Source organism: Delftia sp. HK171 (assembly GCF_001886655.1).
Classification (GTDB): domain Bacteria; phylum Pseudomonadota; class Gammaproteobacteria; order Burkholderiales; family Burkholderiaceae_C; genus Comamonas; species Comamonas acidovorans.
In genome coordinates this window covers 6,302,185-6,317,386 of record NZ_CP018101.1, presented here as the reverse complement: position 1 = coordinate 6,317,386, position 15,202 = coordinate 6,302,185, and the positions used below count along the sequence as shown (strand labels likewise).

General features: G+C 67.3%; 13 protein-coding genes and 1 riboswitch. Of the genes, 12 read left to right on the top strand and 1 reads right to left on the bottom strand.

Annotation, left to right across the window (positions count from 1 at the left end):
• The 7 genes from BO996_RS28230 (at position 1) to BO996_RS28200 (ending at position 9,200) form a co-directional block, all read left to right on the top strand.
• Positions 1-879 (top strand): TorF family putative porin, encoded by an 879-nt coding sequence (locus BO996_RS28230; RefSeq protein WP_071956960.1) that lies wholly within the window; start codon positions 1-3, stop codon positions 877-879.
• Between the two features lie 34 nt (positions 880-913).
• Positions 914-3,619: a sensor histidine kinase gene (locus BO996_RS28225; RefSeq protein ID WP_071956959.1), complete on the top strand. Its 2,706-nt coding sequence runs from the start codon at positions 914-916 to the stop codon at positions 3,617-3,619.
• 26 nt (positions 3,620-3,645) lie between these two features.
• Positions 3,646-4,389, top strand: a complete 744-nt coding sequence (locus BO996_RS28220) for a response regulator (protein WP_034397322.1) — start codon at positions 3,646-3,648, stop codon at positions 4,387-4,389.
• A 7-nt stretch (positions 4,390-4,396) separates the two neighbouring features.
• Positions 4,397-4,481, top strand: a riboswitch (S-adenosyl-L-homocysteine riboswitch).
• A 70-nt stretch (positions 4,482-4,551) separates the two neighbouring features.
• Positions 4,552-5,982, top strand: coding sequence for an adenosylhomocysteinase (gene ahcY / locus BO996_RS28215; RefSeq protein ID WP_013800445.1), 1,431 nt, complete (start codon positions 4,552-4,554; stop codon positions 5,980-5,982).
• A 157-nt stretch (positions 5,983-6,139) separates the two neighbouring features.
• Positions 6,140-7,342, top strand: coding sequence for a TlyA family RNA methyltransferase (locus tag BO996_RS28210; RefSeq protein ID WP_071956958.1), 1,203 nt, complete (start codon positions 6,140-6,142; stop codon positions 7,340-7,342).
• 22 nt (positions 7,343-7,364) lie between these two features.
• Positions 7,365-8,192, top strand: a complete 828-nt coding sequence (gene metF / locus BO996_RS28205; protein WP_034397320.1) for a methylenetetrahydrofolate reductase [NAD(P)H] — start codon at positions 7,365-7,367, stop codon at positions 8,190-8,192.
• A 78-nt stretch (positions 8,193-8,270) separates the two neighbouring features.
• Entirely contained in the window at positions 8,271-9,200 is a 930-nt protein-coding gene (locus BO996_RS28200; RefSeq protein WP_071956957.1) for a septal ring lytic transglycosylase RlpA family protein, read from the top strand.
• 7 nt (positions 9,201-9,207) lie between these two features.
• Here the strand turns inward: BO996_RS28200 and BO996_RS28195 are convergent, their stop codons facing one another.
• Positions 9,208-10,080 (bottom strand): 23S rRNA (adenine(2030)-N(6))-methyltransferase RlmJ, encoded by an 873-nt coding sequence (locus tag BO996_RS28195; protein ID WP_063328516.1) that lies wholly within the window; start codon positions 10,078-10,080, stop codon positions 9,208-9,210.
• A gap of 248 nt (positions 10,081-10,328) precedes the next feature.
• On the opposite strand from BO996_RS28195, the gene rplM reads away from it, so the two are divergent.
• From rplM to xdhA, 5 genes are all read left to right on the top strand, one after another.
• On the top strand, positions 10,329-10,757 hold the full coding sequence (rplM, locus tag BO996_RS28190; protein WP_012207711.1) for a 50S ribosomal protein L13: 429 nt from the start codon (positions 10,329-10,331) through the stop codon (positions 10,755-10,757).
• 10 nt (positions 10,758-10,767) lie between these two features.
• Complete coding sequence (gene rpsI, locus BO996_RS28185) at positions 10,768-11,160, top strand: 30S ribosomal protein S9 (RefSeq protein WP_012207710.1); 393 nt, start codon at positions 10,768-10,770, stop codon at positions 11,158-11,160.
• Positions 11,161-11,374: 214 nt separating this feature from the next.
• Entirely contained in the window at positions 11,375-11,749 is a 375-nt protein-coding gene (gene erpA, locus BO996_RS28180; protein WP_013800449.1) for an iron-sulfur cluster insertion protein ErpA, read from the top strand.
• 116 nt (positions 11,750-11,865) lie between these two features.
• Positions 11,866-13,308 (top strand): multidrug transporter subunit MdtD, encoded by a 1,443-nt coding sequence (mdtD, locus tag BO996_RS28175; protein ID WP_016448457.1) that lies wholly within the window; start codon positions 11,866-11,868, stop codon positions 13,306-13,308.
• A 279-nt stretch (positions 13,309-13,587) separates the two neighbouring features.
• Positions 13,588-15,201 (top strand): xanthine dehydrogenase small subunit, encoded by a 1,614-nt coding sequence (xdhA, locus tag BO996_RS28170; protein ID WP_071956956.1) that lies wholly within the window; start codon positions 13,588-13,590, stop codon positions 15,199-15,201.
• Position 15,202: the final 1 nt, after the last annotated feature.

Genomic DNA, 15,202 nt, shown 5'->3' with positions numbered 1-15,202 from the left:
ATGAGTTTTTTTTCTTCTCAAGCGACGTGGCGGTGCTTCTCCTGGGTCGCGCTGCTGTCGCTGACTGGGACGTCCTGCCATGCGCAGTCTCATGCCGAGACATCTCCCGTCAGCTCCGCCAGCGCCGCGCCTGCGGAACCGTCCACATCCGCCTACGCGCTCGCCGGCAGCGTGACGCTGCTCAGCGACTACCGTTTCCGGGGCATCTCGCAAAGCTGGATGGGGCCGGCGCTGCAGGGCGGGCTGGAGCTGTCGCTGCCGCGCGGCGCCTACCTGGGCGTGTCCGGCTCCAGCGTGTCGCGCCACAGCTATCTGGACGGCCGCGCGCTGGAGTTGGACCTGTACGGCGGCTGGCGCACCGAATTGCCGGCGGGCTGGACGGGCGACATCGGCCTGCTGCACTACAACTACCCCGGCGCGCGCGTGCCCCGCGGGGATGGCAGCGGCGGCGTGCGCTACGACACCACCGAGGCCTATCTGGGCGTCACCAACGGCGGCTTCAGCGCCAAATGGTCGCTGGCGCTGACGCCTTACTTCGGGCTGCGCGACAGCACGGCGGCCACGGCCTTTGCCGAGGCACTTCCCGGCAGCGGCAGCTCACGCGGCAGCAGCTATCTGGACCTGAACTACCAGCATCCGCTGGGCGACTGGGCCGTGCTGGGCCTGCATGCCGGCCACACGCAGGTGCGCAACTACAGCGAACTGTCATATGCCGACTGGCGCGTCTCGCTGGCCCGCAGCTGGGGACCGTGGACGGCCACGCTGGCCTGGGCCGGTACCTCGGCCGACACGCGCTACTACCGCGCGGCCAACGCGGCGGGCCAGATGCAAAGCCTGGGGCGCAGCGGCTGGGTGCTGTCGCTGTCGGCGGCGTTCTAGTGTGGGAGCACGCTCTGGTGCTAGGCTGAGAACCATGCCCATTTCGTCCTCTGCCGAGCCGGCGCCGCCCGGTCTGCCGCGCCCCGATCCCGACGCCCTGGTCGCGCGCCTGCGCCATGAGCGGGCGCAGGAGGGACGGGGCAAGCTGCGCATCTACTTCGGATCGAATGCAGGCGTGGGCAAGACCTACGCCATGCTGGCCGCCGCCCAGCGCGAACGCCAGGGGGGGCGCGAGGTTCTGGTGGGACTCGTGGAAACCCATGGCCGCAAGGAAACGGCGCAGCAACTGCATGGCCTGGAGCAGCTGCCGCTGCGCGAGCTGCCGCACCAGGGGCGGACGCTGCGCGAGTTCGACCTGGATGCGGCGCTCGCGCGGCGGCCGCGCGTGCTGCTGCTCGATGAACTGGCGCACAGCAATGCGCCGGGTTCGCGCCATCCCAAGCGCTGGCAGGACGTGCAGGAGTTGCTGGACGCAGGCATCGATGTCTGGACCACGATCAACGTGCAGCACCTGGAAAGCCTGAACGACGTGGTGGGCGGCATCGTGGGCATCACGGTGCGCGAGACCGTGCCCGACCAGATCTTCGACGATGCCGACGAGGTCATCGTCGTCGACATCTCGCCCGACGAGCTGCTGCGCCGCTTGAAGGATGGCAAGGTCTACATGCTGGAGCAGGCCGAGCGGGCCTCGCGCAACTTCTTTCGCCGCGGCAACCTGCTGGCGCTGCGCGAGCTGGCGCTGCGCCGCACGGCCGACCGCGTGGACGAGGACATGCGCGACTACCGGCGCGAGCGCTCCATAGGCACGGTCTGGCCTGCGCGTGAGCGCCTGCTGGTGGCCGTGGCAGGACACGCGGGCGACGACGCGCTGGTGCGCCAGGTCGCGCGCATGGCGCGACGGCTCGATGCGGACTGGATGGTGGTCTACGTGGACGCGCCCCAGCGCCAGCACCGCCCACGCAGCGTGCAGGCCGCCGTGCTCAAGACCCTGGCCCTGGCCGCGCGCCTGGGGGCCGAGACGGCCACGCTGCCGGGCGCCGATGTGGCCGAGGCCCTGGTTGCCTTCGCGCGCGAGCGCAACGCCAGCCGCCTGGTACTGGCCCAGCCGCCGCGCCCGGCATGGTCGCCCTGGCGCTGGTGGGGCCGCAGCCTGCCTGACCGCATCGTCCAGCTGCATCCCGACATCGACGTGCTGGTGCTCTCCGGGGGCTCCAGCGCGGCCCGGACCGAGGCCGCGCCTGCCGCACCGCTGCGGCGCAGGCCGCTGCCCTGGAAGGGCTATGCCGGCGTGACCCTGGCCTGCTTGACCGCCACGGTGCTGGCCGAGCAGCTGCTGCGCATCTTCGACCCGGCCAACGTGGTGATGCTGTTTCTGCTCATCGTCGTGCTGTCTTCGTTGCGCTGGGGGCGTGGCCCAGGCGCCTGGGCGGCGCTGCTGTCGGTACTGTGCTTCGACTTTTTCTTCGTGCCCCCGCGCGGATCCTTCCATGTCAACGACACGCAGTACCTGTTCACCTTCGTGCTGATGCTGGGCGTGGCCCTGGTCTGCGGCCAGCTCATGGCGCGGCTGCGCCACGAGGCGCGCGTGGCGGCCGAGCGCGAGCGGCGCGCGGGCGCCCTGGCGCGGCTGGCGCGCGACCTTTCGGGCGCGCTCACGCAGGAGCAGGTGGTGGAGATCGCGCTGAGCACGGTCTCGGGCGTGTTCGACGCCCAGGCCGGGCTGCTGCTGCCCGATGCCGACGAGCGCCTGCGCCCCGCCGGCGGCGGCTCCTGCCCCATGGACGACAGCATTGCGCGCTGGGCCATGGACCATGGCCAGCAGGCCGGCCAGGGCACGGACACGCTGCCGGCCGCACCGGCCCGCTATGTGCCGCTGGCCGCACCCGTGCGCATGCGCGGCGTGCTGGTGCTACAGCTGCGTGCGCCGCAGCGCCTGGAGGTGCCCGAGGAGCAGCGCCTGCTGGAGGCCTGTGCCAGCCAGGTGGCGCTGGCGCTGGAGCGCCAGCACTTCGTGGCCGTGGCCCAGCAGACCCAGATCGCCATGGAGGGCGAGCGCATGCGCAACACCCTGCTGTCGGCCGTCTCGCACGACCTGCGCACGCCGCTGACCACCATCCTGGGCGCGGCCGAGGCCGCGCAGCGCCATGTGCCGCCGGGCGGCGCGGCCGACATGCTGGAGCAGGTCCGCATCCAGGCCCAGGCCATGCAGCGCCTGGTGGAGAACCTGCTGGACATGGCGCGCCTGCAGCAAGGCGGCGTGCACCTGCAGCGCGAATGGCTGCCGCTGGACGAAGTGGTGGGCAGCGCGCTGCGCCAGATGCGCGCGCGCCTGGGCCAGCATCCCGTGAACACCGACGTGCCCGCCAGCCTGCCGCTGCTGCAGCTCGATGCCCTGCTCATGGAGCGCGTGCTGGTCAACCTGCTGGACAACGCCGCCAAGTACACGCCGGCCGGCACGCCGCTGGCCATCAGTGCGCGTGTGCAGGATGGCGAACTGCTGCTGTCCGTGCGCGATGGCGGGCCGGGCCTGCCATCGCATCTGCCGGTGGAGACGCTGTTCGAGCCCTTCACGCGCGGCACGGCCGAGTCCACCGTCTCGGGCATCGGCCTGGGCCTGGCGCTGGTGCGCAGCATTGTCGAGGCGCATGGCGGGCGCATCGAGGCTGCCGCCGCACGGCCCGGCCCGGGCACCATCTTCACGCTGCGCTTTCCCGTGCCCGAGCAGCCTGCGCTGGATTAGAGTCCCGCCATGCACGAAAGCCCCCCATGAGCACGCCCGCCAACCGCATCCTGATGATCGAGGACGACCCCGGCATCCGCCGCTTCGTGCGCCTGGTGCTGGAAGACGAAGGCTGGCAGGTCTTCGAGGCCGACAGCGCGCGCCGCGGCCTGATCGAGGCCGCCAGCCGCCAGCCCGACCTGGTCATCCTCGACCTGGGCCTGCCGGACGCCGATGGCAAGCAGGTCCTGACCGAGCTGCGCGGATGGTCCTCCGTGCCCGTGCTCGTACTCTCCGCGCGCGAGCGTGAGGACGAGAAGGTGGCCGCATTGGATGCCGGCGCCGACGACTACCTGGTCAAGCCCTTCGGCGTGCCCGAGCTGCTGGCCCGGCTGCGCGTGATGCTGCGCCGCCGCCAGCAACTGGGCGCCGCCGGTGGGGCGGGCGGCACCGCCGCGTCCAGCAAGGTGCACTTCGGCCCGGTGCAGGTGGACCTGGCCACGCATGAGGTGCGGCGCGCGGGGCAGCCGGTGCACCTCACGCCCATCGAATTCCGCCTGCTGGCGGCGCTGATCGCCGCCCAGGGCCGTGTGATGACCCATCGCCAGCTGCTGCTGCAGGTCTGGGGCCCCGAGTACCTGAGCCGCGCCCACTACCTGCGCGTGCACATGGCCAATCTGCGCCAGAAGATCGAGGACGAGCCGGCCCAGCCGCGCCACTTGGTGACCGAGCTGCAGGTGGGCTACCGGCTTGTGGGGCTGGGCGGTGAGGCATCCCCGGGATCGGTATAATCGGCGCCTCTCCGAGGAGCGTTGCAGCGGCCCCCACACATCAGGCGTGGTCGCGAGGCTCGGAGTCATACCTGCAACGACGCTCGCCCACGCTTTCTGTGCGGTGAGCTTTTTTTCGTCTCCCGCAGAACGTGGTTTTTCATTCATCTTTTGGAGAAAACCATGAACGCTGCTGTTCGTCCCGTTTCCGCCGACACGGCCATCGCTGACATTTCCCTCGCTGCCTGGGGCCGCAAGGAAATCCTGATCGCCGAAACCGAAATGCCCGGCCTGATGGCCACGCGCGAGGAATTCGCCGCTGCCCAGCCCCTCAAGGGCGCGCGCATCACCGGCTCGCTGCACATGACCATCCAGACGGCCGTGCTGATCGAGACGCTCAAGGCCCTGGGCGCCGAAGTGCGCTGGGCGTCTTGCAACATCTTCTCGACGCAGGACCACGCTGCTGCCGCCATCGCGGAAACCGGCACGCCCGTGTTCGCCATCAAGGGCGAATCGCTGGCCGACTACTGGGACTACACCCACCGCATCTTTGAATTCGGCGCCGCCGGCACCGAAGGCGAAGGCCCGAACATGATCCTGGACGACGGCGGCGACGCCACCATGCTGCTGCACCTGGGCATGCGTGCCGAAAAGGACCTGTCCGTGCTGGACAACCCCGCCTCCGAAGAAGAGAAGATCGCCTTCGCCGCCATCCGCGCCAAGCTGGCCCAGGACCCCACCTGGTACACGCGCAAGAGCGCCCACATCATCGGCGTGACCGAAGAGACCACGACCGGCGTGCACCGCCTCAACGAGATGTCGGCCAAGGGCACGCTGAAGTTCCGTGCCATCAACGTCAACGACTCCGTCACCAAGAGCAAGTTCGACAACCTCTACGGCTGCCGCGAATCGCTGGTGGACGGCATCAAGCGCGCCACCGACGTGATGATCGCCGGCAAGGTCGCCGTGGTGGCCGGCTACGGCGACGTGGGCAAGGGCTGCGCCCAGGCGCTGCGCGCGCTGTCGGCCCAGGTCTGGGTCACCGAGATCGATCCCATCAACGCCCTGCAGGCGGCCATGGAAGGCTACAAGGTCGTGACCATGGAATGGGCGGCAGACAAGGCCGACATCTTCGTGACCACCACCGGCAACCGCGACATCATCCGCCACGAGCACATGGTGGCCATGAAGAACGAAGCCATCGTCTGCAACATCGGCCACTTCGACAACGAGATCGACGTCGCCTCCATCGAGCAGTACCAGTGGGAAGAAATCAAGCCCCAGGTGGACCACATCACCTTCCCTGACGGCAAGAAGATCATCCTGCTGGCCAAGGGCCGCCTGGTGAACCTGGGTTGCGCCACCGGCCACCCCAGCTTCGTGATGAGCGCCTCGTTCGCCAACCAGACCATCGCCCAGATCGAGCTGTTCACCAAGCCCGACGCCTACGAGGTCGGCAAGGTCTACGTGCTGCCCAAGATCCTGGACGAGAAGGTCGCCCGACTGCACCTGAAGAAGGTCGGCGCCATGCTGACCGAACTGACGGACGGCCAGGCCGCCTATATCGGCGTGAGCAAGCAGGGCCCCTACAAGCCCGAAACTTATCGCTACTAAGCACCCCCTGAGGCGCTGACGCGCCTTCCCCCTCTCTACCCGCTTCGCGGGGGAGGGGGACGACGCCCTCGCTGCGGGGCGGCCCTTGCTTGGCGTCCCTGAGTTGGGTCGCGCCGGTTTCGGGCATTAGTCAACTGAGATTTCCTGGAGCGACGCTATGCGCGCAGATGTATTTTTGGTGGAAGCCGGCCATGCGGCCACGCGCTCGCAGGCGCAGCGGCTGATTGCGGGTGGCGTGCAATGGCGCATGACGCCGCTGACGCCTTGGAAGAAGGTTGCCAAGAACGGCGACGAGATTCCTGCGGGTGCCGAGCTGCAGCTGCTGGACGGGGCCGAGGCCCGGTTCATCTCGCGCGGTGGGCTGAAGCTGGAAGGCGCGCTGGCGGTCACCAAGCTGTCGGTGCAGGGCCTGCGCTGCCTGGACGTGGGCCAGAGCACGGGCGGTTTCACCGACTGCCTGCTGCAGGCGGGCGCTGCCCAGGTCATCGGCGTGGATGTGGGCCATGGCCAGTTGCACGACCGGCTGCGCTCGGATGTGCGTGTGATCTGCGTCGAGGGCGTCAACGCCCGCGCGGTGACGGCCGAGGGCCTGCAGGAGTCCTGCGAGGAAGTGCTGTCCGAACGCTGGGAAGAAGATCCCGACGACAACGACACCCAGCCCGTGGCGCCCTATGCCTGGATGCGCAACGGCGGTCTGGTCGATGAAGACTACGACGACAGCGACGACGCCAAGGAAAAAGAGATCGAGGCCTTCAAGGCCGAGCGCGCGGCCAAGGGCAAGGCCCGGGAAGAAGGCACGGTGGCCACGCAGCGCCGCCGACGCGCCGAGTTTGCCGACGTGGACATCACGCCGCAGTTCGACTTCGTCACGGGCGATCTGTCCTTCATCTCGCTGACCCTGGTGCTGCCGGCCGTCACGCGCCTGCTCAAGCCGCATGGCCAGCTGCTGATGCTGGTCAAGCCGCAGTTCGAACTGCAGCCGGGCCAGGTCGGCAAGGGCGGCATCGTGCGCGATGCGGCCCTGTTCACCGAGGTGGAGCAGCGCATCCGCACCTGCCTGGGCGAGCTGGGCCTGGAGGTCAAGGGCTGGATGGAGTCGGCCATCGAAGGCGGTGACGGCAACCGCGAATTCTTCGTGCATGCCCAGCAGGCGGCCGTGGTGAAGGAGCCTGCACAGCCTGAAACGCAGGACGAGGACGAACCCCGTTCGGCCGTGAAAGCAGCGCCTAAGCCGGCCGCGCCCAAGCGCGTGTCCCGCACCGTGCTGCGCGAGCAGCGCAACGAGCGTGTGATCGACACCAGCACCGAGTTCGGCGTGCCCGGACCGGGCCGCGCCAAGCTGCGCAAACGCAACGAATGAAACACTGAGCAGTGAGTCTTACATGAGCTTTCCGATCAGCTTCGAATTCTTCCCGACCAAGACGCCCGAAGGCGCGGCCAAGCATGTGCAGGTGCGCAAGAACCTCTATGCGCGCAAGCCCCAGTTCTGCTCCGTCACCTATGGCGCGGGCGGCTCCACGCAGGCCGGCACCTTCAACATGGTGCGTGACATCCAGAGCGAAGGCGTCAGCGCGGCATCGCATTTCTCCTGCGTGGGCGCCACGCACGACAAGGTGCGTGCCGAGCTGCAGGAGCTCAAGGCCATGGGCGTGCGCCGCATCGTCGCTCTGCGCGGCGACCTGCCCAGCGGCTATGGCCTGGGAGGGGAATTCCAGTACGCCAGCGACCTCGTGGAATTCATCCGCCGCGAGTTCGGCGACTGGTTCCACATCGAGGTGGCAGCCTATCCCGAGGTCCACCCGCAGGCGAAATCCCCACATTCCGATCTGGAAGCGTTTGCGGCTAAAGTGCGCGCTGGCGCGGATTCCGCGATCACCCAATATTTCTACAATGCCGACGCCTACTGCCGTTTCGTTGATGCGGCGCGCGGCATGGGGCTTGATGCACCGGTTGTTCCCGGCATCATGCCCATCACCAGCTCTACGCAGCTGATGCGCTTCTCGGACGCCTGCGGCGCCGAGATCCCGCGCTGGATCCGCCTGCGTCTGCAGGCTTACGGAGATGACACGGCGTCCATTCGCGCCTTCGGCCTCGATGTCGTGTCCCGTCTATGCGAGCAGTTGCGCAGCCAGGGCGCTCCCGGGCTGCACTTCTATACGATGAACCAGAGCGTCGCCACGCTGGAAATCTGCGATCGATTGGGCCTTTGAGCGCGCAGCCACTGCGCCGGCCCCGGGCGGCCCTCTAGAACTTGGGAACGGTCAGGCGTTCCCTGGAGGTTTTTGCCCATGGATCGTAATTTTCGACGCCTGCATTGGCGTTGGCTGGCCATGTGTGCCATCACCGCCACCCTGGCTGGCTGCGCACCGGCTCCCGTGGCCGAAACCGATGCCGAGTCCGGCGCCCTGATGGCCGGTTCTGCTGGTTCGGCAGGTGCCGAGGCGATGGCTGAAGGCCAGACGCCTGCGGCCGTTCCCTCCGCAGGCAAGCGCAGCAGCCGCGCCTCGCGGGCCACACCGCCTGTCAGCAGGTCCGCGGATGCCAGGCCCTCCGAACCGGCTTCGTCCGAAGAGAGTGCCAACACTCCCTCCAATCCCGATTTCGCCCTCGTTCCCTCGCGCGACAGCGACCAGCAAGGCCTGGCCTCCTGGTATGGCCCGGGCCTGCATGGCCGGCTGACGGCCAGCGGCGAACGTTTCGACAAGGAAGAGCTGACGGCTGCGCACCGCAGCTTCGCCTTCGGCAGCCGTGTCTGCGTGCGCAGCGCCGCGACAGGCAGGACGGTGGTGGTGCGCATCAATGACCGGGGGCCGTTTGCGCCCGGCCGCGTGATCGACCTGAGCCAGGCCGCTGCGCAGGAGCTGGGCATGGTCGGCCTGGGCATCAAGCCCGTGGAGCTGTGGCAGCTCGACGAAGGCGAGGAAGAATGCCCCGAAACCCTGGTCACGGCGAGGAAGGCAGAGTCCCTCAAGAAGACTCAGCAGGCCAGGGCACAGACACAAACACAAACACAAACACAAACGCGGGCGCGGACCCAGGTTCAGGCAAAGGCCCCGGTCCGGCCGCGTGTGCAGGCCAAGGCGCCCGCAACCAGGCCCAATGCACGCACGGCCGTGGCCAGCCGGGCCGCCCCTGCCGCCAGGCCGGTGGCGAAGGCCGCTGCGCCCGCCGCAGCCTCGGCCACGGCAGTGGCCTCTGCGGCGTCGAGCTCGCGCTGAACCGGGCTCAGCCGCCGGATTCGAGCGTGAAGGCCGCGTTCTCGTCCTGACCGAGCAGCTTGACCAGCTGCGGCATGGCCGGCTTGAGCTGTTCCTTGAGATTGAACGGCGGATTGATCAGGAACATGCCGCTGGCCGGCAGGCCGCCGCGCTCCGACGTCTTGTTGCTCTTGACCGTGAGCTCCACATGCAGCCAGCTCTTGCCGGCCTTGGTGGTCATGGTCTTCAGGCGGCGCGGCAGATCGTGCGCCTCGGGGCGCGGGATGATCGGATACCAGACCGCATACGTGCCTGTGGCAAAGCGCTTGAGGCTGTCGGCCGCCATGTCCAGCACCTTGGCGTAGTCGCTCTTGAGCTCGTAGCTGGGGTCGCACAGCACCAGGGCGCGGCGTGACGGTGGTGGCAGGAATTTCTTGATGCCCTCGAAGCCGTCCTCGTGCAGCACGGCCACCTGGCGGCCCGCTTCGAGCTGGGCAATGTTGCCCGCCAGCGAGCGCATGTCGGTGGGATGCAGCTCGAAGACCTTGAGCTTGTCGCGCTCCTGCACGCGCAGCAGGGACTGGATGATGAAGGGCGAGCCCGGGTAGTTGCGCAGCTGCGCGCCCTGGTTGAAGGAGCGCACCGTGGCCAGGTAGGCCTGCAGCACCGGGGCCAGCTCGGCCTCCTTGGCCTGGGCCAGGCGCATGATGCCGTCTGCGGACTCGCCGCTCTTGTTGGCATAGTCGCCGTCCAGTCGGTACAGGCCGGCGCCGGCGTGCGTGTCCAGCACCGTGAGGGCGGCATCCTTCTGGAGGAGGTATTGCAGGGTGGCGATCAGCACGGTGTGCTTGAGCACATCGGCATGGTTGCCTGCATGGAAGGCGTGGCGGTAACTGAACATAGGCGTATGGTAACCAGCCGCGCTGCCGGGTGGTTGTCCGTGGCGGCTGAAGGATGGGGGCCGGCGCTGAAGCCAGTGCGGCGCAAGGGGGGGATGGCGAAGGCCTGCCGTTTTTGTATAATGGAGGGCTTCGCAGCGATTTTAGGGTCCCGCGGCGAAGTTTACATCCCCGCCTAAGAGGCTTCCTTTTTGAAGAAGCGCCGACCGCGGAAAAGGACCCGCCAAACCTTTCTTGAAAGAGAAAACTCATGTCTACATTCAGCGCAAAGCCCGCTGAGGTGCAACACGAGTGGTTTGTGATTGACGCCACCGATAAGGTGCTCGGACGTGTCGCCAGCGAAGTGGCACTCCGTCTGCGCGGCAAGCACAAAGCCATTTACACACCTCACGTTGACACCGGCGACTTCATCGTCATCATCAACGCCTCCAAGCTCAAGGTCACCGGCACCAAGAACCTGGACAAGGTGTACTACCGCCACTCTGGTTTCCCCGGCGGCATCACTGCCACCAACTTCCGCGACATGCAGGCCAAGTTCCCCGGCCGTGCTCTGGAAAAGGCCGTCAAGGGCATGCTGCCCAAGGGTCCCCTGGGCTACGCAATGATCAAGAAGCTCAAGGTGTACGGCGGTGCTGAGCATCCCCACACCGCCCAGCAGCCCAAGGCTCTGGAAATCTAAGGAGACCTAGATGATTGGTGATTGGAACAATGGCACCGGCCGTCGCAAATCCAGCGTCGCACGCGTGTTCCTGAAGAAGGGCTCCGGCAAGATTACCGTGAATGGCAAGGACATTCAGGAATACTTCGGCCGCGAAACCTCGATCATGATCGCAAAGCAGCCCCTGGCTCTGACGAGCAACCTGGAAGCTTTCGACATTCAAGTGAACGTCCACGGTGGTGGTGAATCCGGCCAGGCCGGCGCTACCCGCCACGGCATCACCCGCGCCCTGATCGACTATGACGCAGCGCTCAAGCCCGTCCTGAGCCAAGCCGGCTTCGTGACGCGTGACGCTCGTGAAGTCGAACGTAAGAAGGTCGGCCTGCGCTCCGCACGCCGCGCCAAGCAGTTCTCCAAGCGTTAATCCGCTGGCACTGCAGGAAAGTCCCCCGGGGCTTTCCCCAGAAAAAAACCGCCTTTGCCGGCGGTTTTTTTCTGGGCGATGCAAACCCTTCGCATTCATCTTCGCCGTCGGTGGCCAATGCCCCCACTTGCACTGTCGTCAAGCCGGCGGCCCCGGGAATTCCCGAGCCCTTTGCTGTACCATTCGGGCCAATTGAGAACTTCGGAGTATCCCCATGAGCGCCGTCGCAGAAATCACCGAAACCACCACCGCCGAAATGCCCACCCCGATCGTCTTCACCGACAGCGCAGCTGCCAAGGTGGCCGATCTGATCGCCGAGGAAGGCAACCCTGACCTGAAGCTGCGCGTGTTCGTGCAAGGTGGCGGCTGCTCGGGCTTCCAGTACGGCTTCACCTTCGACGAGATCACCAACGACGACGACACGACCATGACCAAGAATGGCGTGTCGCTGTTGATCGACGCCATGAGCTACCAGTACCTGGTGGGTGCCGAGATCGACTACAAGGAAGACCTGCAGGGCGCGCAGTTCGTGATCAAGAACCCCAACGCCTCCACCACCTGCGGCTGCGGATCGAGCTTCTCGGTATAAGCCTTGTCGGCCGCGCTGCAGTGAAGCCCGCAGCAGCCCGCCGCACAACACGCCACCAACCGCCGCGCAGCAATGCGCAGGCGGTTTTTTAACGCCTGCGCCCTCCCTGCCTTGCCATGATTCCTGAAGACAAAAGCGCTTCCGCCTCCACCACATCCTCCTCGCGTTCGGTGCTCCTATGGCTCGTGGCCATCGGCTTTTTCATGCAGACGCTGGACGGCACCATCGTCAATACTGCGCTGCCCACCATGGCCGAGGCCCTGGGCGAGAGCCCGCTGCGCATGCAGTCCGTCATCGTCGCCTATTCGCTGACCATGGCCATGCTGATCCCGGCATCGGGCTGGATGGCCGACCGCTTCGGCACGCGGCGCGTCTACCTGTGGGCGATTGCGCTGTTCGTGCTGGGATCGGTGCTGTGCGCGATTGCTCCCAACCTGCAGCTGATGGTGGCCGCACGCGTGCTGCAGGGCATGGGCGGTGCGCTGCTCATGCCCGTGGGCCGGCTGGCCGTGCTGCGCGCCTTCCCGCGCGAGCAGTTCCTCAAGGCCATGAGCTTCGTGGCCATTCCCGGCCTGGTCGGGCCGCTGATCGGCCCCACGCTGGGCGGCTGGATGGTGGAGTACGTGAGCTGGCACTGGATCTTCCTGGTCAACGTGCCCGTGGGCCTGATCGGCCTGGCCGCTACCCTGCGCTTCATGCCCGTGGGCGACCGCTTCGCCGTCAAGCGCTTCGACGGCGTGGGCTATGCGCTGCTGGCCTTCGGCATGGTGGCCGTGTCGCTGGCGCTGGACAGCATGTCGGGCAAGGGCATCCACGGCGCCATGGTCTTCGTGCTGCTGATCTTCGGCCTGGCCAGCCTGGCCGCCTACTGGCTGCATGCGCTGCGCCGGCCCGATCCGCTGTTCGCCCCCGAGCTGTTCGCCGTGCGCAGCCTGCGCGTGGGCCTGCTGGGCAATCTGTTCTCGCGCCTGGGCAGCTCCTGCATGCCCTTCCTGATCCCGCTGGTGCTGCAGGTCTGCCTGGGCTTTTCGCCGCTACAGGCCGGCATGATGATGCTGCCCACGGTGCTGGCCAGCATGGCCATGAAGCGCCAGACCACCACCCTCATCCAGCGCATCGGCTACCGCCGCGTGCTCATGGGCAACACCCTGGTGCTGTCGCTGATGATCGCCAGCTTCGGCACGGTCTCCACGGCGCTGCCGCTGTGGGTGGTCATCGTCCAGCTGCTGATCTTCGGCGCCACCAACTCCATGCAGTTCACGGCCATGAACACCGTCACGCTCAAGGACCTCGATGCCGGCAACGCCAGCAGCGGCAACAGCCTGCTGTCCATGGTGCAGATGCTGGCCATGGGCATGGGCGTGGCCGCCGCAGGTGCGGTGCTGGCCGGTTTCAGCGAATGGTTCGGCGGCGATACGCCGCAGCACACCCTCAATGCCTTCCGCGCCACCTTCGTCTGCATGGGCGCGGTGACGCTGGCCTCGACCATGATCTTCTCGCAGCTCGGCGACGATGAGGATGTGCGGCCCAAGCCTCTGGAGCCGGCCGAGCACGAGTGAGGGCTGTGCATAGCTTTTGAACCCTGAACCGCTGCAATCCACACTTTTGTTGCGGGTTTACCCTTGTTTTTGGCAAGGATATATGGCAGCCCGCATAGGAAATATCGAGGCCGTCTTATGCGTTTGGGCGGGGCTGGACTTAATCTCGGGTACATCCGCAGGACTTACGCAAGCAAGAACGCAAACACGCCATCGCCACAGGGCCAGCGGCTTTCTTCCTCGGAATTTGCGTAAGTCGTGATCCGAACAGTCCACGCACCAGCAGTTGCCCCCACGAGCATGAGCCAGAGCCCCAGTTCCCAACCCATCCGCTTCTATCACCGCGGCCAGATCGTCGAGGTACAGGGGCCGCATCCCACGCGCTCGGTGCTCGACTGGCTGCGCGGCGACGCGCGCTGCACCGGCACCAAGGAGGGCTGCAACGAAGGTGATTGCGGCGCCTGCACGGTGGTCATCGCCGAGCTGGCCGAAGACGGCGCGCCCGACGCCGTGGGCGGCCTGCAGCTGCAGACGGTCAATGCCTGCATCCAGTTCCTGCCCACGCTGCATGGCAAGGCGCTGTTCACGGTGGAGGACGTCAAGGGCCAGTGCGCCGGCAAGCAGGGCTGTGCCACCGGCAAGCCCGCAGGCGGTGCCGAGCTGCACCCCGTGCAGCAGGCACTGGTGGACTGTCACGGCTCGCAGTGCGGCTTTTGCACGCCGGGCTTCGTGATGTCGCTGTGGTCGGCCTACGAGCACCACCAGCAGGCCGGCACGCGCCCCTCGCGCCAGCAGCTGGCCGACGAGCTGTCGGGCAATCTGTGCCGCTGCACGGGCTACCGTCCCATCCTGGACGCAGGCCAGCGCATGTTCGACCTGCCCGCCACGCGCATGGCCACCGAACCCGTGGTGCAGGCACTGCAGGGCCTGCGCGCGCGGGATGCCGGCTTGGACTACGCCGCGCCCAACGCCGCCCAGGGCGGCCGTGTGGACAGCTTCCACGCTCCGCGCACGCTGGACGAGCTGGCCGCCGTGTGCGAGGCCAAGCCCCGCGCGCGCCTGTTGGCAGGCTCCACCGATGTGGGGCTGTGGGTGACCAAGCAGTTCCGCGACCTGGGCGACATCGTCTATGTGGGCGACGTGGCCGAGATGAAGCGCGTCGAGGAGCGCCACGGTGCGGGCAGCCTGGACGGCGGCGAGCTGTACATCGGCGCCGGTGCCTCGCTGGAATCGGCCTGGTCGGCGCTGTCGCAGCGCTTCGAGGGGCTGACCGATGTGTGGCTGCGCTTTGCCTCCGTGCCCATCCGGCATGCGGGCACCATGGGCGGCAACGTGGCCAATGGCTCGCCCATTGGCGACTCCCCTCCCGTGCTGATGGCGCTGGACGCGCAGATCGAGCTGCGCAAGGGCGCGCGCGTGCGCCGCATGCCGCTGCATGACTTCTATCTGGACTACATGAAGAACCAGCTGGAACCGGGCGAGTTCGTGCAGGCACTGGCCGTGCCGCTGGACGCTGCACGGCGCCAGACCCGTGCCTACAAGATCAGCAAGCGCTTTGACTGCGACATCTCGGCGCTGTGCGCGGGGCTGGCCATCGAGCTCGATGGCGAGGTGGTGAAGTCCGCCCGCCTGGCCTTTGGCGGCATGGCTGCCGTGGTCAAGCGTGCGGCCCTGGCCGAGGCGGCCATCGTGGGCCAGCCCTGGGACCAGGCCGCAGTGAAGGCCGCCCAGGCCGCGCTGGCCCAGGACTTCAAGCCCATGTCCGACATGCGCGCCAGCGCCGACTACCGGCTCAAGGTGGCGCAGAACCTGCTGCAGCGCCTGTGGCTGGAGACACGTCCGCAGCAGCCGCTGCCGCTGCAGGCCACCAGCGTCTGGAGCGTGATGCCCCACGCAGTGCACCAAGGAGCCTGAA